Origin of the sequence: Actinomadura sp. DC4 (assembly GCF_030406325.1) — a bacterium.
Taxonomy (GTDB): domain Bacteria; phylum Actinomycetota; class Actinomycetes; order Streptosporangiales; family Streptosporangiaceae; genus Actinoallomurus.
Window position 1 is genome coordinate 8,812 of sequence record NZ_JAUEQY010000026.1, and the last position, 21,357, is coordinate 30,168.

A 21,357-nucleotide genomic window follows, 5' to 3' on the forward strand; every position below is an offset into this window, starting at 1 on the left:
CGCCTGGGAAAGGGCACACGTACGTACGGTCCGGCGGCCGCGCCATGTGGCACGCCCTGAATACGTGAGCTCACCGATGTAACAGATTCGCCGTCGGCGCATCGTGGAATGTGCTGCCGCTTCCCGGCTCCACACCGAAATCGGCGAGCGCGGCACCACTCGGCGTTGAAATGAACTAGGAGAGGCCCGGATATATGAGCTCCCTCGTGCTGGAACGTGAATTGCCCCGGGCCTCGTCGACCGCGCCCGGACGTGCCGCCCACGCGGTGTCGCGCCGTGGCGGCCGGGTCCGCGCCGGAAAGCCCGCCCGCCCGCTCCGTACGGCTCCGGCTCCCGCGCAGGACCCGCGCGCCCTGCTCAAGACGCTGTACGCCGACCACGCGCCCGCTCTGCGGGCCTACGTCACCCGGCTGCTGTCCGACCCCCACCACGCCGAGGACGTCGTCCAGGAGACCATGCTGCGCGCCTGGCGCAACGCGGAAATGCTGGTGCCCGAGCGAGGCTCGGTGAACGGCTGGCTGATGCGCGTCGCGCACAACATCGCGGTGGACAAGATCCGCGCCCGCAAGGCCCGGCCGGACGAGGTCGAGGAGAGCGCCGCCTTGCCGCGGTCTCTCGACGACCACGCCTCCGACGTGGTGGACTCGGTGTACGTCGCCCGCGCGCTGGCCCGCCTCAGCCCGGCACACCGCGAGGTGCTGCGCGTGGTCTATTTCGCCGACCGCACCGCCGTACAGGCCGCGGAAGAGCTCGGCCTGCCGGTCGGCACGGTCAAATCGCGCACTTATCACGCGCTCCGCCGGATGAAGGTCTGCCTCGAAGAGGAAATGGCCGGCTCCGAGGATCAGTGATTCGTGCCGGTCGCCCATAGCGCATTACCGTCGGCGCGATAGACGACCACGTTTCCGTCGTCCTGTACGGCGAGGAAGTTCCCTTCGTACCCGTGGGTCCCCGAGGCCCATTCCACGCCGCCGTCGGCGTTGTGGACCACGAGGTCGCCGTCGATCCGGAAGGTCGCGTGCACCCCGCGCCCGGCCGTCCCCGACGTCCAGCGGACGCGCGCGTCCTCGTCGTAGACGACCAGGTCCCCGTCGGCGCGGAACACCAGCCAGGCGCGCCGCGAACGTACGTGGTCGCCGGGGCGCAGCAGCAGGTGGCTCCAGTACGTGGAGGCGACGACGTCCGCGGCCATCGCCTCGGTGACGCGGGCTCGTCCGGCGGCGCTCGCCTCCCGGCCGACGCCGTCCGGTACGGGCGGTGTCACGATCTCCGCGTGCACGTCGCCGATCTCGGTCCAGTAGCGCCCGGACGCGCTGGTCACCTTGAGGCGTTCGCGCGGCGCCTCGAGCGCGGGCCAGATCTGCAGCAGGTAGTCGTCCATGACTCCGTCCTCGTCCGCGTCGCCCACCAGGTCCATGTGCCGCGCGTGGTAGCGCAGCCGGTACGAGCCCGGCCCCGCGAGCAGGTCGACGTCCCGGGCCCGCGGGTTGGCCGTGCCCCACTCGACCAGTGACATCACGCCGGTGGGCGAGGCGAAGCCCGCCTCCTCGACGTCCTCGTACCAGTCGAGCCGGGCGCCGGGGTCGTGGGCGGAGACCACGACGGTGCATCCGACGTGGCCGTACTGCGTGCCGGTGACCAGCACGACCTCGCACGGCCGTACCGTGACCAGGCCCGCCAGGCCGCCGAGCGACACGGTCGGCCGGTACGCGCGGTCCTGGAGGTAGAACCGCGCGTAGGCCACGTCGACGGTGCCGTGGAACACCACGCCGCCGAGCGCTCCGTAGGTGCCGATGCCGGGGCCTCCCTCCGGTTCGCCTCCCGGGACGGGCCAGGCCTCCTCAAGTACCAACGCGGGCCTCCGGCTCGGCGGGTGCGATCACGTCCTCGCGCAGCAGCAGGCACAGGTCCTGGACCGTGGGCGACTCCGTACGCCGCAGGCGCCTGGCGTGCCGCGTGACCGCCTCGTCGAGCACCTGGCGCGCGTAGCGGCCGTTGCCGAAGGACGCCCCCCGCGACACACCGGCGAAGTGCGCCCGCAGCGCCGCCACCGTCGCGCTGCCCAGCTCGTACCCGGCCGTCGCCGCGTGCTGGCTGACGATCGTGACCAGCTCGTCCGTCGAGTAGTCGGCGAACCGGACCCGGTGGGAGAACCGCGACGACAGCCCGGGGTTGGCGCCGAGGAACCTCTCCATCTCTCCCTCGTAGCCGGCCGCGATCACCACGACCTCGTCGCGATGGTCCTCCATGAGCTTGACCAGCGTGTCGATCGCCTCGCGCCCGAAGTCGGCGCCGGCGCCGGGCTGCGACGCGAGCGTGTAGGCCTCGTCGATGAACAGCACCCCGCCGCGCGCCCGGTCGAAGGCCGCCTTCGTACGCTGCGCGGTGTGGCCGACGTACTCCCCCACGAGGTCGCTGCGGCCCACCTCGATGACCTGGCCCCGCTGGAGCACGCCCATGGCCGCCAGGATCGAGCCGTACAGCCTGGCCACGGTCGTCTTGCCCGTACCCGGCGGCCCGGCGAAGATCAGATGCCGCGACAGCGGCGGCGCCGGCAGGCCGGCCGCGATCCGCTGCCGGGAGGACGCGAGCAGGTCGACCATGTTGCCGACCTCGCGCTTCACGTCGGCGAGGCCGACCATCTGCTGCAGCTCGGACAGCAGCGAGTCCACCCGGTCGGTGTCCGAGGCGCCGGCGTCGGCGCCGACTCCTCCGCTCGGCGGCGGCGCGAGGTCGGAGGGCAGCAGCCGGATCATCTCCACCGGCGTGATGTCGTCCACCTCGGCGAGGCGGTACGCCTGCCGGCCCACCATCTCCTCGAACACCTTGCGCGCGCTGCGGCCGTTGCCGAACGCGTCGTCGCGCGGCATGTTCTCGAAGCAGGTGACGAGTGCCGCGCGGGTCTCGAACTCCAGCTTGTAGTCGTGCGCCCGGCACTGCCCCTCGACGATCGTGACCAGGTCGGCGGGCGTGTAGTCGGCGAACTCGATGGTACGGGAGAAGCGCGAGGCCAGGCCGGGGTTGCTGGCCAGGAACTTGCGCATCTCGTGCGTGTAGCCGGCCACGATCACCACGATCTCGTCGCGGTGGTCCTCCATCAGCTTGACCAGTGTGTCGATCGCCTCGCGGCCGAAGTCGGGGCCGCCGGTGGCGCTCGCGGACAGGGTGTAGGCCTCGTCGATGAACAGGACGCCGCCCAGCGCCTCCTCGAACCGTTCGGCGGTCTTCATCGCGGTGCCGCCGACGACGCTCGCGACCAGGTCGGGCCGGCCCACCTCGACGAGCTGCCCGGTGGCGATGACGCCCAGCTCGGCCAGGATCCGCCCGTACAGCCGGGCCACGGTCGTCTTGCCCGTACCCGGAGAGCCGGTGAAGACGAGGTGCCGCGACAGCGGCGGCGCCGGCAGGCCGACCGACGCACGGCGCGCGGCCATCTGGTGGAGCCGTACGAGGGTCTCCACCTCGCGTTTGACCTCGGCGAGGCCGACGAGGGCGTCCAGCTCTTCGAGGAGTTCGCCCAGCGGGCCTCGTACGGCACGCGAGGGCTTCTTCTTCCTCGGCGCCGGCATCGGCTCCTCGCGCGGGACGCGGGGCGTCATCGGCCCGGCGGGCACGGTCTGCTCGGGCGCCTCCGTCTCGTCCCCGCGCAGGTCGGCGCCGTCCCACTCGGCGGTGTCCCCGCGTACGTCCGCGTAGGTGTCCTCCGCGCCGTTGTCCCGGCTGGTGACCCGGGTGACCTCCAGCCGGTCGGTGGGCGTCGTGATGCGCAGGCCCGCGCCGGTGTTGTCGTGGACGAGGCAGTCCCGCAGCAGGACCGGCTCGGTGGAGTGCACGAGGATGCCGTCGCCGCCGGAGGCGCTGACGTCGCACGCCGACGCCTCACCGGACGAGCCCGCGCTCCACTCGATCCCGGCGCGGCGTGAGGCGCGGATCCGGGTGCGCGCCAGCCGCGCCGTGGCGCGGCTCGCGACCAGGACTCCCTCGGCCTGGGGGTCGGAGATATCGCCCTCTTCCAGGTCGACCTCGCCGCCGGCGACGTGGACCGCGGCGGCGCCGCTGCGGACGAACGCGCAGCCGCGCACCTCCGGCCGGCCGCTGTGGGAGACGCGCAGGCCCGCGCCGGCCGACTCGGTCACGGTCGCGTCCTCGAACAGCCCGCGGCCCTGCTCGGTCACGAGGATCCCGTCACCGCCGGGCGAGGAGACGATCGCGCGGCGGAACCTCGGGTGCGCGCCGGACCGTACCTCCAGGCCGTTCCCTGCCGGGCGGTCGACGCGCAGCTCGTCGAAGGTGGGCGTGGCCGACTCGCTCACCGAGACGCCGGTGCCGCCGCCGCCCTCGACGCGCAGCCCCTCGAAGGAGCTGGTCGACGCGCCGGAGACCAGCACGCCGGTGTCGCCCGAGCCCGCCACGACGCAGTCGTTGAACGTCCCGGTGGAGGAGTCGAGGACGTGCACGCCGTACCCGCCCGACTCGCGTACCTCGACGCGCTGCAGGTCCGGCGCCGCGCCCTCCACCAGCGCGACGCCCTGGGCGCCGGCGCCGGACACCGCGCAGTCCTCCAGCAGCGGCGTCGAGCCGGACGCGATGAGCACGCCGACGCCTTCGCAGTCCTCGATGACGGTCGCGGTCAGGTGAGGCGCGCTGTCGCCCTCGATGGCGACGGCGGGGTTCCCGGCCCGTACGATCCGGCAGTCGCGTACGGTCCCGCGCGCCCGTTCGGCGGCGAGCAGGCCGCTGCCCTCGATGTCGGTGATCGTGCAGTCGGTGAGCTGGGGGTTCGCGCTGGTACGGATGACGACCGCGGAGGCCTTGACGTTGCGCAGCGTGCACTCGGTCAGGCTGCCCTCGGCGCCCTCCACGAAGATCACGCCGGCGCCGGCCGGGTTGGTGAACTCACAGCCGCGCGCGTTGACCTCGGCGGCGCCGTGGGCGTACAGCGCGGCGGCCGAGTCGGCCTCCACCGTGCACTCGTCCATCCGGAGCCGGCCGGTGGGCACGTCGATGGCGGAGGTCTGCTCACCGCTGTGCCGTACGACGACGCCGGAGAGCGTGGCCGACTCGCCCGCGATCCGGATCGTGGGGGCGTCGCGCGACTCGATGCGCACCCCGCCCGGCGCGCCCGCCGCCGAGAGCGTGATCTCCCGGTGCAGCACGACCGCCTCGATGTACGTGCCGGGCTGGATGGAGATCACGTCGCCGTGGCCGGCGGCGGCGACGGCGTCGCTGATCGTACGGTAGGAGTCCGCGGCGGTCGCCGACACGTTCAGGATCGACCGCGTCGGGGTCAGCCTGCCTGCCATACCGGCTCTCCTCCGGTCGGAGCGAACAAGGTCGTGAGCACTCGGTGCCGGGTGAGCCGGTTGAGCGGGCCCGGCGGTCCCTTCTGGGCCAGCGCGTGCGCGACCAGCTCCGGATCCGGCGCGAGGTGGTGGCGCTTCAGGTAGTACGCGACGGCGTCGGGCCAGACCCACCGGCCGTCGGAGCGGAACCCCGCCGGGACCGCGCCCAGCCGCCCCTGGTCCAGCACGTCGTCCAGGGCGCCGGGCGTGTTCAGGATCGGCTCACCGCCGCTCAGGTACGCGAGGACCCGCTCGCCGTCCGGCCCGCCGAGCCGCGGATGGTCGTCGTGGAAGTACGGCCCGCCGGCGGCGTCCGCGCCGTCGAAGACCCGCACCAGGTGTACAGGCGTGTCCTCGGCCGCCCAGACGAGGGTCGCGCCGCCGAGCGCGGCGTCGTGGTAGGCCGGAAGCGGCGTTCCCTCTTCGAAGACCTCGACCCGCGGGGTGTCCTCGCTCGCCTCGGTGAGCGCGTACTGCATCTCCGCGGTCGGCTCGGCCAGGTCCGCGCCGGTCCGCGCCTCGGCGAGGTACACGCGCCGCGCCGGGCCCTCGTGCGCGTGCCGGAACACCCGCCAGATCCCGATCAGCCCGCCGACGCGCTCACCCGCCTCCACGACGACCGCGTCCATCGCGTCCTTCTGGCTCTCCCAGCCATCGCCGTTCGGCATGGTGACCCCGTACTCGTCGCCGAAGCGGTACGGCAGGGGCAGCGGCGACCCGATCCGGGGCGCGTGGTCGGCCCGCGCGGTGCCGGCCTCCTGGTCGGTCAGCGCGAGCCGTCCGGTCTCGATCTCGGCCGCCAGCAGCGACGTGAGCTCGTCCAGCTCTCCGTCGGCCAGGCAGAGCCGCATCTCGGCCAGCCCTTCGTCCGGGATCCGGCCCGCCAGGCCCAGCAGCAACGCGTACAGGTCCTGCGTCTCGGTTCTCGGTACACCCTCCGCCTCCGCTGTGGTCACGGCATGCTCCTCGCGGGGTCGCCCGGCAGGGGCGAGAAACGGTCGTCGGGTTCGTCGAACTCACCGGACGGCGCGGCCCGGTTGGCGACCGCCTCCTCGAGGCGGGCCGTGATGCGGGCGGTCCAGTCGTCGTGGCCCGGCCCGGCCTTGGCCGCCGGAACCTCGGTGAGCAGAACCCTGCGCGCCCCCGGCGCCCCGGGCGCGAACGGCGGGCCGACGGAAAGGACGCGGAAGACCGTGCCGGGCAGGAAGACCACCTCCGGCGTGGTCCGCTTCTCGACGAACCCGTTGAGGCGGCGAGCGGTGGCCGACCAGATGATGATCTCGACCTTCCCGGGTACGGGGGCGTCGATGTCGTCGAGCGCGATCAGCGGGGCCGCCTCGATGAGGTCCTGCCCGGGCCGGTAGGCGTCCGCGGCGGCGGGGTCCACGGGCCCGCCGCGGACGACGACGCCTTGGAAGGAGGGCAGCCGCCGGAGCCCGGCGGCGGCACAGACGGCGAGCGCGGCGTCGTGTTCGCCTCCCCCGGACCTGATGGTCTCGACCAGCTCGGTCTCGCTCCGCCCGACGAACACCCGTACGGCGGCGAGCTCGGTCATCAACGCCTCATCCGTCTGCGCGCCCCGCAGCCCGGGGTGCTCGGCCAGGAGCCGGGCCACGGAACGCGCGGCGGCGTCGTACCGCCAGCCGAGCGAGGCCCGGAAGGCCTGCCGCTCTTCGGGCGTACTCATCCGATCGGCGAGCCAGAGCCGGTCGTAGTCCTGCGGGAGCGCGGGCGGAACCGGCGGGAGCACGGGCTCGTGCGCGGGGGGCCGGTCTCCGTCGTTCTGCGGCGGCGCCCACGAGCCCGCGACCGGTGACCCGGGCCGCATCCTGTGGTGATGCGGGCCGGCGGATGTCTCGTCGGACCTCGGCGTCGCGGCCCGGAGCCCGGCGTCCTGCGGCGGCCCCCAGGCGCTCGCGCCGGGCGCCTGGGGGTCGACCGGCCGCACCCACGAACCCGCGGGTGGAGACTGCGGCGGCATCGCGCGCTGACGCGGGCCAGGCGCCTCACCGGACCTGCGCACCGCGCCCGGCTGGCCGCCAGTCTGCGGCGGCGCCCAAGTGTTCGCGCCGGGCGCCTGGGGGTCGACCGGCTGCACCCACGAACCCGCGGGTGGAGACTGCGGCGGCATCGCGGGCTGGCGCGGGCCAGGTGCCTCGCCGGACCTGCGCACCGCGCCCTGCCCGCCGTCCTGCGGCGGAGCCCACGCGGAGCGGCCCGGGTTCTCGGGTGTCTCGGCGGGCGTCGACGGGCTCGGGGACCGTAGAGGCTCGGCGCGCATTCTCCCTGGCGGCGAGCCTGCGTCGGCCCGCGACGTGCCGGGGCGTGGAGCCGCAGGCTCGCGCGTGCCTTCGGCCGACGGCGACGGCCAGGAAGCCGGGTCCGCGCCGCCCGGCGACGCGTCGGACCGCCGGGTCCCGGCCTCCGGCGGAGGCCACGAACCGCCGGCGTTCCCCGCCTCGCCGGGTGGTACGACTCCGTCGCCCGGTGCGCCCTCGTTCTCCGGCGCCCGCGCCTCGCCGGGAGGCGGTGCGGCGGCTCCGTCGCGCGGCGCGTTCTCCGGTGCCGCACCGGCCTGCCGGAACTCCGCGCTCTGCGGCGACGGCCACGAACCGACGCTGCTCTCCGATACCTCCGTCTCGCCGGACGACGGCGGTACGGCTCCGTCGCGCGGCGCGCCTCCGGCCAGCGGCGACGGCCACGAACCGACCACGTTCTCCGGTATCCGCGCCTCGCCGGAAGGCGGTGCTGCCCCTTCGTCTCGCGACGCGTTCTCCGGCGAAGGCGACGGCCACGAACCGGGGTCCGCGCTGTCGGGCCGCCGGTCTGTGGCGTGCGGTTGGTCCTGGGATGAGGTTCCCGCTACTGGCGGGGGCGCCCACGAGGGGTGTTCCGCGCTCTCCGCCGCCCATCCGTCGGCGGCCGGGGCGGGCTCCAGCGTCGGAGGGCTCCAGGAGCCGGTGGTCTCCGACGCCGCACCGCGCGACGATCCGGACGGCCGGGTCTCCGGGATCGGTGGTGCCCAGCGCGTGTCGTCTCGGGGTGTCGTGCCGTCCGGGGCCGGGTTCTGTGCGGACTCCGCCGGTTCGGCCGGGCTCTGGGCTCTTCTCTCGGGCTGGGTGTCATGGTCGCGTGGGTCCCAGACCACCTGGTCGGGCGTGGCCCGTACCTCGTCCGGGACCTCGGATGCCGCCTCCTGCCGTGGCTCCTGCGGCGCGCGGTGGGCCGGCTCGCCCGGCGTCGCGGCGAACTCACCGGAGGTCCCGGCCGGCGGCGTCGCCGCATGAGGCGTGCCCGGCTCCGGCGGCCGGGACCGCATCGGTACCGCTCGCGCCGTCGGCCGTGTCTGCGGGAACACCGTGGACACCGTGGTCTGGAAGGCGCTCGGGGCCGTCGGCGCGTCCGTCACCGGACGTGCGGAGCCGGGCGGACCGTCCCCCTCGGCGGCGAACGCCGCCGGTACGTCACCGCGCGCCGGCGATGCCTCCGGCCCGGCCGTCTCTCCGGTCTCGGCGGCCTCGTCGGTACGCGCGTCCGCGGGAGCGGCCTCTGCCGGCCTCCGGGCCGCGGACGTCGCCGGTCCGGACTCGGTCACCGCCCTTCCCGCGACCGTCCCAGGCGTCGTCTCAGACGCGGGCCCGGCCTCAGGTGCGAACAGAGGCCCGGACTCGGTCACCGCCCTTCCCGCGACCGCCCCGGGCGTCGTCCCGGATACGGGCCCGGCCTCAGGCATGAGCGGCGGGCCGGACTCGGTCATCATCCCCGCCGCGGCGGCCCTCGGCGCCGCCTCGGGCCCGGGTCCGGTTTCGGGCGCGCCCCCTGCCGCCGCGTTCCCCCACGCCGTCTCAGAGGCGAGCGGCCCGGCCGTGAACGCCTCCGGCCCGGCCTCCGCCGCCGTCCCCGCCAACGTGGTCCCCGGCATCGCCGTGGGTCCCGTCCCGGGTACGAGCACCGCCGGCCCGGCGCCGGTGGCCGTCCCCGCCGCTCCGGGCATCCCCTCGGACATGAATTCCAGGGCCGCTGCCGCCGGTGCGGCCTCGGGGGCGAAGGCTCCCGGGATCGTGATCGGTGTGATGGACCACCGGCCGGCCGGGCGCAGGACTCCCCCGGCGTCGACCAGGACCACCGCGCCCTGGCCCGGCGGCTGTTCCGCCGGTGCGGCGAAGGCGCTGCCGTCCAAGGGCGCGATCGGCTGGGTCGGTGTGTCGATCGACGCCTCGAAGACGACCGGGTCGAAGTCGTCCGCCGCGTCGCCCGTGTCCGGGGCCGTGAACCGGCTCTCCGGCACCCGGCCCGCGACCGGCCCGCCGACATCAGGTCCACCGACATCAGATCCACCGAAATCGGGCCCACCGGCATCCGGCTCACCCACGACCGGCCCACCTGCGACCGGCCGGTCCATGACCGCCCCGCCGGACACCGGCCCCCGAGAGACCGGCCCGCGAGAAAGCGTGCCCTGCGCGGCCTCCGCCAGCGCCGGCTCGCGTACGCCCGTGTGCGACCTCGCCGTCGACGTCGCCCGGGCCGGCGCGTAGACGCTCTCAGGCGTCCGCGTCAGGCTCTCCGGCGCGCCCGTCGTGTTGAAGATGGCGAACCGGCACGTCCCGTCCGTCGCGTAGTGCGGCAGTGCGTGGTACGCGCGGATCGTGATGTCGAGGCGGTCGGCGAGGCCCTGGGCCAGCGCGGCGCACGTCGACGGAGACTGCCCGTACGGCACGAGGACGGCGTTCTCCCGTACCACCGGCGGCAGTGACTCGTAGAAGGCCACCAGCTCGCCGACGCCCGGCACCCGCTCGCCCGGCGCGCCCACCAGCACGAGAGGCCGCCCCGGCTCGACGGGGACGCCGAACCCGAGGTCGACCAGCGGCAGCGGAGCCGTGCCCGCCCCGCGTACCCACAGGCCCGCCGGGATCGCGGTCACCGTCACCGGTACCGTGGCGGCCCGGCGCTCGCGCGAACGAAACCGGGAGAACGGCCTCGGCTTGGCCGAGCGGAACTCACGCGGCAGCGCGGCCTGCCAGACCGGCGCCGGATACCGGGGGCCGGTCCATTCCGGAATCCCGCCGCGGCGGAAGCCGAGCCAGCCGGCCCCGGGCCCGGCGGAGAAGAGTTCGCCGCCGCGCAGCGCGATGAGTTCGCCGTCCGGTGCGACCACGCCGACGCCGAGCCGGTCGGCCAGCCTGGCGGCCAGCGGCGGCGCGCCGGACGGGTCGGGGCGCCCGGCGCGCGCGGCGACGAGCCGCATTCCCCAGCCCGGGGGCGCGTCGGCGTACAGCCGGCTCTTGAGCTGCTCCAGCAGCCGGTCGTCAAGGGCGTTCAACGCGCCCGCCGCGGAGGCGTCCACCACGACGGTGGTCCGCGAGGGCTCGGACGGGAGCGCCGCCGCGAAACCGATCGCCTTGGTATCGGCGTCCGACGCGCGGACCACGAGCGCCCTTTCGGCCCGTTCGATCACGATCGCGCCGGCATTTCCACCGATCGGCACCCGTGCCTCCTTCCGCCCGTGACGTCCTCACTGAATTCACGTCTGTGGGGCCGCCGGGAGTTCACCCCAATGATCGCCGGTCGAGCCCACGGCGAGCACGCGCTACGCTCCGAAGAGTCGGCGCCGCACGCGGTCACCGGCCCCTCCGGGAACCCCCGACGAGACCCTCGGCGAAACCCCGGACGGGCGGCCGGGGACCGCCGACCCCCCGGCGCGGCGAGAAGGAGGGTTTCGTGAGTCGAGATCGGCGCCGCGACCCGTTCGGAGACGGCGCGGCGGACGTGGGACCGGCGACATCGGTCATGCCGGTCAGGTCAGCACCCGAGCCGACGAGCGGCCGGTGGTCACGTGTCCTGTTCCTGGGCGAGGACGCGACGAGACGCGCCTTCGCGCACGCCGTGCTCGCCCGGCTCGCCGCGGCCCACCCCTCCGGCCGGCTCGTGATCGTGCTCCGCGTCGCGCCCCAGCGGCGAGCGGAGTGGGCCTGGACACGCTGGCTCCCCCACACAGGCCGCACGGACGAGACGTTCCAGAGCCGCCCCGCCTTCACGGCCGGCGTACGCCCCGATCCGGACGAGCCGCTCGCCGTCGTGGTGCTCGACGGCGCGGACCTGCCGCCGGGCGACCGCCTCGCCGCCGCCGGCTTCCGCAACACCGTCGTGCTCGACCTCGACGGCAGACGCCGCCGGCCGGGCCGTACGACGCTGCGCCTGGACGCCTCTCCCGACGGCGTACGCGCGCTGTGGGTCGACCAGGACCGTACGGAACGCTCCACGCCGGTCGCCGACCCGCGGGCCGCCGCCGCCCTGATCGCCCCGGAGACGGCCGAGGTGAGCGACGCCGGGCGACGGCTCGCCGCGGCGCTCGACGCCGCCGGGGCCGAGCATCCCGGCGGGTGGTCGCCGCCGCTGACCGCCGCGCCGACGATCGACCATCTTCTGCCGCCGCTCGTGCCCTCCCACGACCGTGGCCTGACCACCGCCGCGCCGCCCGAGGGCGGGTCGTTGATGGTCCCGCTCGGCATCGTCGACCGGCCCTTCGCGCGCCTTCCCGACGTCCTGCGGGTCGACCTGTCCGGGCACCTGCTCGTCTCCGGCGCCGCCGGCAGCGGCCGGAGCACCCTGCTGACGACCCTGGTCATCGCGCTCGCCCTCACCCACAGCCCGCGCGAGGCCCAGGTCTACTGCCTCGACCCCGACGGCTCGCTGGGGGCGCTGTCCGGCCTGCCGCACGTCGGCGCCGTGGCGGGCGACCCCGACACGGCCGGCGCGACGATCGCCAAGGTCACCGCGCTGCTCGACCACCGCGAACACCTCTTCGCCGAGCACGGTGTCGACGGGATGGACGCCTACCGCTCCCGCCGCGAGGAGTTCCCCGACGAGCGGTACGGCGACGTGTTCCTGCTGGTGGAGGGCGCGGTGCCGGACGCGTACGAGACCGACCTCGGCCGCCTCGCCGCCGGCGGCCCCGCCCACGGCATCCGCCTGGTCGTCACCGCCGGGCCCGGCCCCGAGCCGCCCGCGTTCCTGCGTTCCGGTACGGGCCTGGAGCTGCGCCTCGACGACCCCGCGGCGGCACCCGGACGCGGCATGATCGGGGAGTCGGCCTTCCTGACCGCGCTGCCGCGCGTCGACGGCGTCGAGAGCACCGACCGCCTGCCGATCGCCGTCGCCGCGCTGGTGGCCGAGATCGCCGAACACTGGGGTGAGCGTCCCGGGGCGCCCGGCGTACGCGCGCTCCCGTCGGTCGTGGCCGCCGGATCGCTCCCGGAGCCCGACGGCCGCCTGCGCGCGGTGATCGGGGTCAACGAGGGCGAGCTCGCGCCGGTCCAGCACGACTTCGCCACCGCGCCGCACCTGATCGTCATCGGTGACGCAGGCAGCGGCAGGACGAACCTCCTTCGCCTCGTCGCGGAGTCGATCACGCTGTCCCACAGCCCGCTCGAGGCCCGCATCCTCCTGGTCGACTACCGGGGCGGGCTGCTGCACGCGATGCCGGAGGAGTTCGTGCTGGGCCACGCCTTCTCGGCCGGAGTGCTCGGCGAGCTGGTCGAGGGCACCGCCCTCGCGATCGGCGAGCGGGTGGCGCCGGCGTCCGGCGGGCGGGCGGCGCGCGACTGGCAGGGGCCGCGGCTGTTCATCCTCATCGACGACTACGAACAAGTACGCGACCGGGGCCGCGGCCTGCTCGAACCCCTGGTGGAATACCTCCCGCTGGGGCATGAGCTGGGCGCGCACCTGATCGTCGCGTGTTCCTCGGCCGGCGCCGGGGCCGCGATGGACGACCCGCTGCTGCGCGGCATGCACGACGCGGGCGCGGGCACCCTGCTGCTGTCCTGCCCGCCCGAGGAGGGCGACGTGCTCGACGGCCTCGAACCCCGCGACCTGCCGCCGGGCCGCGCCCGCTACCGCGTGCGCGGCGAGACGATCCTGGTCCAGACCGGCCTGGCCGAGTGATCAGGCGCGGTTCTCCGGCTGCCGCAGGTGCGCGTCGACCAGCCCGGTCAGGGCCCGTACGGCGGCGGTCGGCTTGCGCTTGCGCGTCGTCGCCAGGTGCAGGGACCACTCCAGGGGCTCGTCCTTGACCTTCACGGTCCGTACGGCCTCGTCCCCGCGTACGGCGAACGGCGGCACGATCGCCACGCCGACGCCGTGCCGTACGAAGTCGGCGGCGTTCTCCACCCCGCCGACCTCGACGGCGATGCGGCGCTCGATCCGCGCGGCGGCGAACACCTGGTCGGTCACGGCGCGACTCGCGTAGCCGGGCGGGAAGTCGACGAAGTCCTCCTCGGCCAGGTCCGAGACGGCGACCGTACGCCGGCGGGCGAGCGGATGCCCGGCCGGCACCGCGAGGACCTGGGGCACGCGGAGCAGCTCACGGGTGCACAGGTCGCGGTTGACCGTGTCGGCGACGCCGAGGAAGCCGACGTCCACCTCGCCGTTCAGCAGAGCGGCCACGATCCCGGCGGAGCCCGTGGTCTCCACGCGCAGCCGCAGCTCGACGCCTGGATACCGGCGGCGGAAGTCGCCCGCCAGCGCCGGCAGGTCGACGAGGTCCAGCCCGGCGAGCGAGCCGACCCGCACCGAACCGCGGACGCCGCGGCCCAGTTCGTCCACCGCGTCACGGGCGCCCTGCGCGGCGTCCAGGACCGCCAGTGCCTCGGGCAGGAGTGCCGCACCGGCCTCGGTGAGCACGACTCTCTGCGCGTTCCGCTCGAAAAGCGTGACGCGCAAGTCGCGCTCGAGCGACGCGATCGCCGCCGATACGGCACTCTGCACAACATGCAGCCGTTTGGCGGCGAGAGTGAAGCTCTTCTCGTTCGCCACTGCCACGAAGTAGTTAAGCTGCCTCAACTCCACCTGAAAAGTGTGCCAGTACACCCCCGGGGGTGAGCAATGGCCCCCATCCTGAGAGAAATCGAGCGGGTGACAATATGCCGTTTCTCAAGGTAGTGAGGTTCTCCCCCCGCCCAGGCGGCGTACGGCGGACGTGCCGAGCCCGTTCGCGGTGCCCGCACCCGGCCGTTCAGGCCCCGTCTCAAGGTCGGAACCGGCATAGCGGCCCGTACGGGAGTACCAGGCGAGGTCTCCGCACATCCAGCGTTCGAGGCTCCGTACGAATGTGAGCACCTGGTCGCACGCCGTGACGTCGAGCCGAAGTTCTTCGAACAGGACCGGCAGATCCTCTTGGACGATGCGCTGGAACTCACGAAGGCTCGCGGTCATGATGTCGTTGGCGATTTCAACAGCGTGCTGCAGGCCGCAGTTGAGGAAATCCTGAATGACCAGGACGCCATTGTTGACATCGCCCTCGAATTCGATCTCCTTGCGATAGGAGAAGACATCGTTGCGAAAATCAACATTGTCGGCGAAAGCGATGACGAGTTGCCGCAGGGGTTCGGCCGCGAGCAACTCCGCCGAAATTCCGGTCCCCGACATGAGGAACCCCAGGCTCGTCGCCAGCTCGGTGCCGGCCGTCCGGCGGCGCATCTCGGTGTAGTCGACCGGGTCCGGGATGCGGTTCTGGACGGTGTTGCCCAGCTCCCAGAGGTTTCCCTCGGCGAACGCCAGCACGTGCCCGGGAAACCGCGTGCGCACGGTGGCGGGGAGGTTCGGCGCGGTCCTGGCCCACAGATCGGCCAGGCCGCGTTCGACGCAGTCGCGCGGCGGCGGTGTGGGCCCGCAGTCGGCCGGCATGAACTCCGGCAGGCCGGCGACGAACGCGCGGGCACCGGGGAGGTCCCGGTGGGCCTTGAAGGCGGCGAGGGCATAGTCGTCGAGCGCGAACATCCAGACGTCCCAGAGCGTGACCAGCCGCAGCTTGTCCGGCCCGGCGAGCGGATGGGTGAGGGCGGCGAACACCGCGAGCGCGAGGGAGTCGAACCGCGCGTCGGTCCAGACCCCGTCGCCGCGCGCCGCGACCGGGCCGATCATCCCCATCTCGTACGCCCAGGCCTTGGCGCCTCTGCGTGCGGCCTCCAGGTGCGGGTTGGTCGTCGCCCGCCACGGCATGAAGAACAGCGGCAGCCGGAAGGGGTGGCCGGGGGTGCACGGCGCACCGGGGGTGCCGGGCGGGCGCGGCGAGGCCGGCCGGGTGGCCGGGGCGCCCAGGCCAGGCGGCTCGTCCGGATAGCGGCTCGACCGCCGGTGCCACTCGTCCGCGCCGGCCTGCCAGTCGCGCAGGGCGCGGACGTGCGCGGCGATGACGGCCTGCTCGTCGGCGGAGACGGCGTGGTCGGTGTAGAGCATCGGCAGCTCGGTCAGCGCGGTGTCCTCGAACTGGTGCATCCGCGAGGTGATGAGGTCGTTGGTCGTGTCGGCGGCCTCCGACGGCGTCAGGCCGAGGAACTCCTCCAGCACGAGCACACCGTTGCTGACCTCGCCCTCCTCGGCCTCGCTCCGGTAGCTGAAGAGGTCATCGCGCAGGTGCACGCTGTCGGCGAAGGTGTCCTCCAGCACCCGCAGCGGCCGTTCGGTGGCGAGGTCCGCGGGCACCTCGGCGGCCAGCGCGTGCTCGACCAGGCGCGCGGCCCACGGTGCCCCGCCGTAACGGCGCCGCATCCGGACGTACTCCACCGGGTTCGGCACCCGTCCGGCCTCCAGGTTGCGCAGCTCCCACATGGCCCCGGCGAACAGGTCGTGGGTGCCGGCGGCGAAGCGCTCGCGCCAGGCGGGTGACATCGCGGGCAGCGTACGCGGCCAGAGGTCGGCGAGCCCCCGCTCGACCGGGCTCACCGGCTCCGGGGCGTCGTCGGCCAGGAACGCCGCCAGGCGGTCGAGGTGCGTCCGCGCGCCGTCGAGGTCGCCCGGCCGTTTGAAGGCGTGCCGGAAATGGTCGGCGAAATAGAAGACCCAGGCGTACCAGCCGGAGAGCAGGCCGAGCTCGACGGCGCCGCAGTCGGGATGGGTCGAGGCGGACAACAGCCCGTAGTCGTGCGCGTCCAGGTCGGCCTCGGTCCAGAGCGCGGGCTCGTCGAGCATGCCCATGCGCCGCGCCCACGACCGTACGCGGGTCCGGGCGGCGTCGACGTGGGGATTGAGGCGTGCGGGGTGCGGCAGGGAGAACCTCGGGAGCTCGAAGGGCCGATCAGCCATCGGGCGTACCGCGTCGTGACCTTGTGTGCTCGTCCACTGACTCAGTGTGCGTTCGGTTCGGCGGGCGGTCAACCGACTCTCCGGAGCCGTACTCCCAATTCCCGGAAACCCCGGCAATCACTTCATAAACCGAAGTCTCTGCTTAGACCTGCGTTAACGCCATGTTCTCGCGCCGTCTGACATCGGACCGCACAACGGGTCGAGGACGGATTGACGGTCGCACCAGATCAGCGGGATTCAGTGCGACGTCATGGGCGATGTCCGACGAATACGAAGAAACCTCATGATTAACCATTGATATTTCATAGGGCGTTGTATTTAGTAACGCTCCGTTTTGTCCGGCTGCTCCGTTCGCGCCCAGAAGCCCCCCACTGGCCGGAGCGACGGGCAGAAGGAGAAGCTCGTGAGACGAGTCTTCGCCGTGTTCTCCGCCGCCATCGCCCTCGCCGGCGGCCTCACGCTGGTCTCCCAGACGGCCGGCGCCACCCCGCCCAACATCCCCTCCGCGAGCACGGCCGCCACTCGGCTCGCCACCCTCACCGTCGCCACCGAGAGCCACCAGTCCACCTACGACCGCGATCTGTTCCCCCACTGGATCACGATCAGCGGATCCTGCAACACCCGCGAGGAGGTGCTCAAGCGCGATGGCACGGGCGTGGCCACCGACTCCAGTTGCGCCGCGACCTCCGGCACCTGGCGCAGCCCGTACGACGGCGCGACCTGGACCGCCGCGAGCGACGTCGACATCGACCACATGGTGCCGCTCGCCGAGGCCTGGCGCTCGGGCGCGTGGGCCTGGACCACCGCGCAGCGGCAGACGTACGCGAACGATCTCGGTGGCCCCGAGCTGTGGGCGGTGACCGACAACGTCAACCAGTCCAAGGGCGACCAGGACCCGACGACCTGGAAGCCGTCGCTGACCTCGTTCTGGTGCACCTACGCCCGCGCCTGGATCCAGGTCAAGTACTACTACGCCCTCACGCTCCAGAGCGCCGAGAAGACCCAGCTGACCTCGATGCTCGCGACCTGCTGACGCGCGGATGGCGCCCAGCGGCGGACCGCTGGGCGCCATCGGCGATGACCGTGGGGTCAGGGGGTGTTGTTGGCGAGCGCGAGGAGCCGGGCCGCCGAACCGTTGAACACGTCCTGGTCGCCGGGGAAGGTGCCCCCGTCGGCCCACTGCCAGAAGGTGTAGAAGCTCCAGCCCGCGGGGAGCGTGCCGACGCTGCTGGAGTAGCGCGCGATGTCCAGCGGGTCATTGCCGGCGTACGCGCTGGTGTTGCCCGTGCAGGTGGTCCACCAGTCGGTGGTGGTGTAGATCGTGGCCCAGCGAGTGGTCTTGGCGTGGTACTCGTTCAGGAAGGCCGTGATCCACGTGCGCATCGCCGACTGGCTGATGCCGTAGCAGGTGGAGCCGTTCGGGTTGTACTCGATGTCGAGCATGCCGGGCAGGGTCTGGTTGTCCTTCGACCACGCGCCACCGTGGGCGGCGAAGTAGTCGGCCTGCGCGGCGCCGCTGGAGCTCGCCGGCTGCGCGAAGTGGTACGCGCCGCGCACCAGGCCCGCGTAGTAGGCGTTGGTGTAGTTGGCGCTGAAGTTCGGGTCACGGTAGGTCGTGCCCTCGGTCGCCTTGATGTAGGCGAACTTCGCGCCCTGGTTCTTGACGGTGGTCCAGTTGATCGTGCCCTGCCAGTGACTCACGTCGAGTCCGGGCAGCCCACCGGGGGCGAGCTTGGGCGTGATGGTCATCCGCTGGCCCTCATGGGCGGCGATGGTCGAGCCCATGTAGTCGCGCTCGGGGTGGGCCATCGGGTTGGGCGTGGCGGCGTGGGCGGGGACGGTGAGGCCGACGGTCGCGGCGCCGGCGACCGCGGCGAGCGTCGTGGTGGTCCTCAGCCAGCCGGCAAGCCGGCGGGGGGATGCGGCCATGGGGTTCTCCTTCAAGGGGGCGGGGTCCATGAGGACTGGCAGCACCTAGATTTCGACAGATTCTCACCTTGCTGGCAACGGTCCGGAAGGAATTTTTCTTACCGCGCCTTGACTGGGGCGGCATTTCGCCACGTAAACGGCATATGTCGCACACCGCGACCGGATGCGGCCAACGGTGACCCTGGACGCCTCTCCTGTCACGTGGGATGGCTCCGGGACACTCCACCTCAATCCGCCCACGTCTCTCTAAATACTTAAGTACCTGCTTGACTGTTGTGCGGCTCGTCGTTGATACTTAGGCACGTGCTTAACCATGAGCTGGACCGGATCTTCCAGGCGCTGGCGGACCCGACCCGTCGGGACATCGTCGAGCGGCTGACACGGGGACCCGCCTCGGTCAGCGCGCTCGCCGAGCCCCTGGCCATGTCGCTGCCGGCCGTCATGCAGCACCTGCAGGTGCTCGAGTCCTGCGGCCTGGTCCGCTCGGAGAAGGTCGGCCGGGTTCGTACGTGCCAGGTCGAACCGGCCGGCCTGCGGGCCGCCGAAGGCTGGCTCGGCCGGCAGCGCACCGCCTGGGAGGCCCGGCTGGACCGCCTCGGCGGCCACCTGAACGACGACGAACAGGAGGGCAGATCATGACCGACCGCTCCGTGACCCACGCCACCTTCGACCTCGAACGCCGCTACCCCGTCCCGGTCGAGCGCGTCTTCGCCGCGTGGGCGGACCCGGCCGCCAAGGCCCGCTGGTTCGCGGCCCCCGGAGGCGGCCACGAGCTCGACTTCCGCGTGGGCGGCCGTGAGGTCAACCGCGGCAGGCACGGCGACGGGCCGCCGCTGACGTTCGAGGCCCGCTACCACGAGATCCTCCCGGGCGAGCGGATCGTCTACTCCTCCACGCTGCACGCCCGCGACACGCTGACCACGGCGTCGCTGACGACCGTCACGTTCGCCCCGGACGGCGAAGGAGCGATCCTCGTCCTGACCGAGCAGGGCACCTACCTCGACGGCCACGAGGACCCGGCCTGGCGCGAGCAGGGCACGGCCGGCTGGCTCGACGCCCTGGGCACCCACCTCCGGGAAGGGCCGTCGTGAGGACCCGCCGCGGAGGGGTGCTCGTGCTGCTCGGCACCGCGTTCCTCATGACGATCCTGGACGGGACGAGCCTGCTCACCGCCCTTCCCTCGATCGGGCGCGACCTCCACCTCGGCGGCCCCGTCCTCCAGTGGACCGTGACCGCGTACGCGCTGGCGTTCAGCGGTCCGCTGCTCCTGTGCGGGCGGGCCACCGACCTGCTCGGCCGCCGGCGGATGTTCCTGACCGGGATGGTCCTGCGGGTGGTCGCCTCGCTGCTCTGCGGGCTCACGCCCTCCGCCGGGATCCTCGTCGCCGGGCGGGCGCTGCAGGGCCTGTCGGCGGCGATCATCGCCCCGGCCGCCCTGTCGATGGTGACGAACGCCTTCCCCGAGGGCCCCGAACGGAACCGGGCGCTGGGGATCTGGGGTGGCATCGGCGGGGTCGGCGCCACCGCCGGCCTGCTGCTCGGCGGCCTGATCACCGAGACGTTCGGCTGGCCCTGGGTGTTCTGGATCAACGTGCCGGTCGGCCTCGCCGTCCTCGCCCTCGCGCCGGCCGTGCTGGTGGAGAGCCGCGGGCCGGCGCGCGGCCGTCCGTTCGACCTGGCCGGCGCCGCGACGGTGACGCCGGCCATGACACTGCTGGTCCTGGCGATCATCGGGCTGCCGGCGGCGAGCCCGGCCCGAACGGCCGGCCTGCTCGCCGGCGCCGCGGGGTTCGCCGCGCTGTTCGCCCTCGTCGAGCGGCGTTCGGCCGCACCGCTGTTGCCGCTCGGCGCGCTGCGCTCACGGTCGCTCACCGGCGGGAACGTCGTCATGCTGCTCGCCGGCATGACCGTCGACGGCATGCTCGTCACCCTGACCGCGTACGGCCAGCGGGTCCTCGGCTGGTCACCGATCCGGTTCGGGCTCATGGCGGCGGTCATGACCGTGACGTCGGTGGCCGGCGCGCTGGTGAGCCAGCGGCGCGTCACGCGTACCGGCGTCCGGCGCGTGGCCGTCACGGGTACGGCCCTGCTCGCCTGCGCGTCGGCCCTGCTCGTACCGGCCGGCTCGCCGTTGCCGATCGCCGCCGCCCTGCTGGTCTTCGGCGCGGGCATGGGCGCCGCCGCGGTGGGCGCGCAGATCGCCGCGCTCTCCGGCGTCGCCGTGGAGCACTCGGGACTCGCCGCCGGGCTGGCCGACACGTCCTTCGCCGTCGGTACGGCGCTCGGTGTGGCCGTCTGCGGGAGCGTCGCGGTGGCCGGCGGACCGCGGGCCGCCTTCGTCGCGGCGGGCGTCTTCGCCTGCGCCGGAACGGCCGCCGCCCTGACCCTGCTCCCCCTACGGGCTCAGCCGGGCAGCGGGAACTCGGTCACCGTCCGCCACGATCCCGAGGACGCCGCCACGAGACGTGCGTGATCGACCCTCGCGGGAATGGGGAGTTCGGGCTGGATCGCGACGGCCGCACGTTTCAGGCTTTCGAGATTCGCGACCGCCACACTGCCGATCGTGAGGTGCGGGATCGAGTCCGAATGTTCGCCGCGATAAGGCGGGCAATCCGGAAATCTCCGCCAGACCGAACGCGTCAGTTCACGGAAATGGCGGTCCGGTTCCGGACTCAGCCAGACGACGTCGTCACCGAACCACTTGACCTGGGTGAACGCACAGTCGAAGGCGGGCACCTCCGCCAGGGCGGCACCGGCCTCGGCGAGGGTCTCGGCGTCGATCCGATCCGGCGCGACAAAAGGGTAAAGAACCGTCACATGCGCCGACATACCCCGAGCAGCGGATTGGTCTAATTTCTTCCTGAAACGCCCCACCGTACGCTCCGCGGCGCCCACCGGAATGATGATGGCGGTCTCCGTCGCTCCGGCCAGCCGGTCGATATCAGCCCGCATATTCCGAACAACTCCCCTCAAACAACTCCCATGTTCAATCGTTACACATGGTGAG

The 21,357-nt window shown here is 73.2% G+C and carries 14 protein-coding genes; 6 read left to right on the plus strand and 8 right to left on the minus strand.

The features are described from left to right. The first annotated feature begins 194 nt into the window (after nt 1-194). Nucleotides 195-851 carry a sigma-70 family RNA polymerase sigma factor gene (locus QWU11_RS34130; RefSeq protein WP_290118621.1) on the plus strand — a complete coding sequence of 219 codons (657 nt, stop codon included), beginning with the start codon at nt 195-197 and terminating at the stop codon, nt 849-851. On the opposite strand, the gene QWU11_RS34135 is transcribed toward QWU11_RS34130, so the two are convergent. The 4 genes from QWU11_RS34135 to QWU11_RS34150 are packed head-to-tail and all read right to left on the minus strand — an operon-like array spanning nt 845 to nt 10,827. Continuing rightward, nucleotides 845-1,852 (minus strand): hypothetical protein, encoded by a 1,008-nt coding sequence (locus QWU11_RS34135; protein WP_290118622.1) that lies wholly within the window; start codon nt 1,850-1,852, stop codon nt 845-847. The genes QWU11_RS34130 and QWU11_RS34135 overlap by 7 nt on opposite strands. After that, nucleotides 1,842-5,303, minus strand: coding sequence for a right-handed parallel beta-helix repeat-containing protein (locus QWU11_RS34140; protein WP_290118623.1), 3,462 nt, complete (start codon nt 5,301-5,303; stop codon nt 1,842-1,844). The genes QWU11_RS34135 and QWU11_RS34140 overlap by 11 nt, the downstream gene beginning before the upstream one ends. Further along, nucleotides 5,288-6,298 carry a hypothetical protein gene (locus tag QWU11_RS34145; RefSeq protein WP_290118624.1) on the minus strand — a complete coding sequence of 337 codons (1,011 nt, stop codon included), beginning with the start codon at nt 6,296-6,298 and terminating at the stop codon, nt 5,288-5,290. The genes QWU11_RS34140 and QWU11_RS34145 overlap by 16 nt, the downstream gene beginning before the upstream one ends. Next, a complete protein-coding gene (locus QWU11_RS34150) occupies nt 6,295-10,827 on the minus strand; it encodes a hypothetical protein (protein WP_290118625.1) in 4,533 nt (1,510 codons plus the stop codon). The genes QWU11_RS34145 and QWU11_RS34150 overlap by 4 nt, the downstream gene beginning before the upstream one ends. Nucleotides 10,828-11,060: 233 nt before the next feature. Here QWU11_RS34150 and eccCb point away from each other — a divergent pair, with 233 nt between their 5' ends. Beyond that, entirely contained in the window at nt 11,061-13,283 is a 2,223-nt protein-coding gene (gene eccCb / locus QWU11_RS34155; protein WP_290118626.1) for a type VII secretion protein EccCb, read from the plus strand. On the opposite strand, the gene QWU11_RS34160 is transcribed toward eccCb, so the two are convergent. Together QWU11_RS34160 and QWU11_RS34165 are read right to left on the minus strand one after the other, a co-directional pair. Then, nucleotides 13,284-14,186: a LysR family transcriptional regulator gene (locus tag QWU11_RS34160; protein ID WP_290118627.1), complete on the minus strand. Its 903-nt coding sequence runs from the start codon at nt 14,184-14,186 to the stop codon at nt 13,284-13,286. Between the two features lie 84 nt (nt 14,187-14,270). Then, nucleotides 14,271-16,421 (minus strand): germacradienol/geosmin synthase, encoded by a 2,151-nt coding sequence (locus tag QWU11_RS34165; protein ID WP_290118628.1) that lies wholly within the window; start codon nt 16,419-16,421, stop codon nt 14,271-14,273. A 403-nt stretch (nt 16,422-16,824) separates the two neighbouring features. Between QWU11_RS34165 and QWU11_RS34170 the strand changes: the two genes are divergently transcribed. Further along, nucleotides 16,825-17,454: a DUF1524 domain-containing protein gene (locus QWU11_RS34170; protein ID WP_290118629.1), complete on the plus strand. Its 630-nt coding sequence runs from the start codon at nt 16,825-16,827 to the stop codon at nt 17,452-17,454. 56 nt (nt 17,455-17,510) lie between these two features. On the opposite strand, the gene QWU11_RS34175 is transcribed toward QWU11_RS34170, so the two are convergent. Next, a complete protein-coding gene (locus tag QWU11_RS34175; protein WP_290118630.1) occupies nt 17,511-18,350 on the minus strand; it encodes a GH25 family lysozyme in 840 nt (279 codons plus the stop codon). Between the two features lie 303 nt (nt 18,351-18,653). Between QWU11_RS34175 and QWU11_RS34180 the strand changes: the two genes are divergently transcribed. Genes QWU11_RS34180 through QWU11_RS34190 form a run of 3 tightly spaced genes read left to right on the plus strand, consistent with a single transcriptional unit; the run spans nt 18,654 to nt 20,823 of the window. After that, on the plus strand, nt 18,654-18,989 hold the full coding sequence (locus QWU11_RS34180; protein WP_290118631.1) for a metalloregulator ArsR/SmtB family transcription factor: 336 nt from the start codon (nt 18,654-18,656) through the stop codon (nt 18,987-18,989). Next, entirely contained in the window at nt 18,986-19,441 is a 456-nt protein-coding gene (locus QWU11_RS34185) for an SRPBCC family protein (RefSeq protein WP_290118632.1), read from the plus strand. The genes QWU11_RS34180 and QWU11_RS34185 overlap by 4 nt, the downstream gene beginning before the upstream one ends. Next, nucleotides 19,438-20,823, plus strand: coding sequence for an MFS transporter (locus QWU11_RS34190; RefSeq protein ID WP_290118633.1), 1,386 nt, complete (start codon nt 19,438-19,440; stop codon nt 20,821-20,823). The genes QWU11_RS34185 and QWU11_RS34190 overlap by 4 nt, the downstream gene beginning before the upstream one ends. Here QWU11_RS34190 and QWU11_RS34195 read toward each other — a convergent pair. Beyond that, nucleotides 20,754-21,302 (minus strand): 2'-5' RNA ligase family protein, encoded by a 549-nt coding sequence (locus QWU11_RS34195; protein WP_290118634.1) that lies wholly within the window; start codon nt 21,300-21,302, stop codon nt 20,754-20,756. The genes QWU11_RS34190 and QWU11_RS34195 overlap by 70 nt on opposite strands. Nucleotides 21,303-21,357 lie beyond the last annotated feature (55 nt).

What these genes read in the sequence shown, in the direction of transcription:
- QWU11_RS34130 (WP_290118621.1), top strand. Translation starts at nt 195, where the DNA reads ATGAGCTCCCTCGTGCTGGAACGTGAATTGCCCCGGGCCTCGTCGACC.
- QWU11_RS34140 (WP_290118623.1), bottom strand. Translation starts at nt 5,303, where the DNA reads ATGGCAGGCAGGCTGACCCCGACGCGGTCGATCCTGAACGTGTCGGCG.
- QWU11_RS34165 (WP_290118628.1), bottom strand. Translation starts at nt 16,421, where the DNA reads ATGGCTGATCGGCCCTTCGAGCTCCCGAGGTTCTCCCTGCCGCACCCC.
- QWU11_RS34175 (WP_290118630.1), bottom strand. Translation starts at nt 18,350, where the DNA reads ATGGCCGCATCCCCCCGCCGGCTTGCCGGCTGGCTGAGGACCACCACG.
- QWU11_RS34185 (WP_290118632.1), top strand. Translation starts at nt 18,986, where the DNA reads ATGACCGACCGCTCCGTGACCCACGCCACCTTCGACCTCGAACGCCGC.
- QWU11_RS34195 (WP_290118634.1), bottom strand. Translation starts at nt 21,302, where the DNA reads ATGCGGGCTGATATCGACCGGCTGGCCGGAGCGACGGAGACCGCCATC.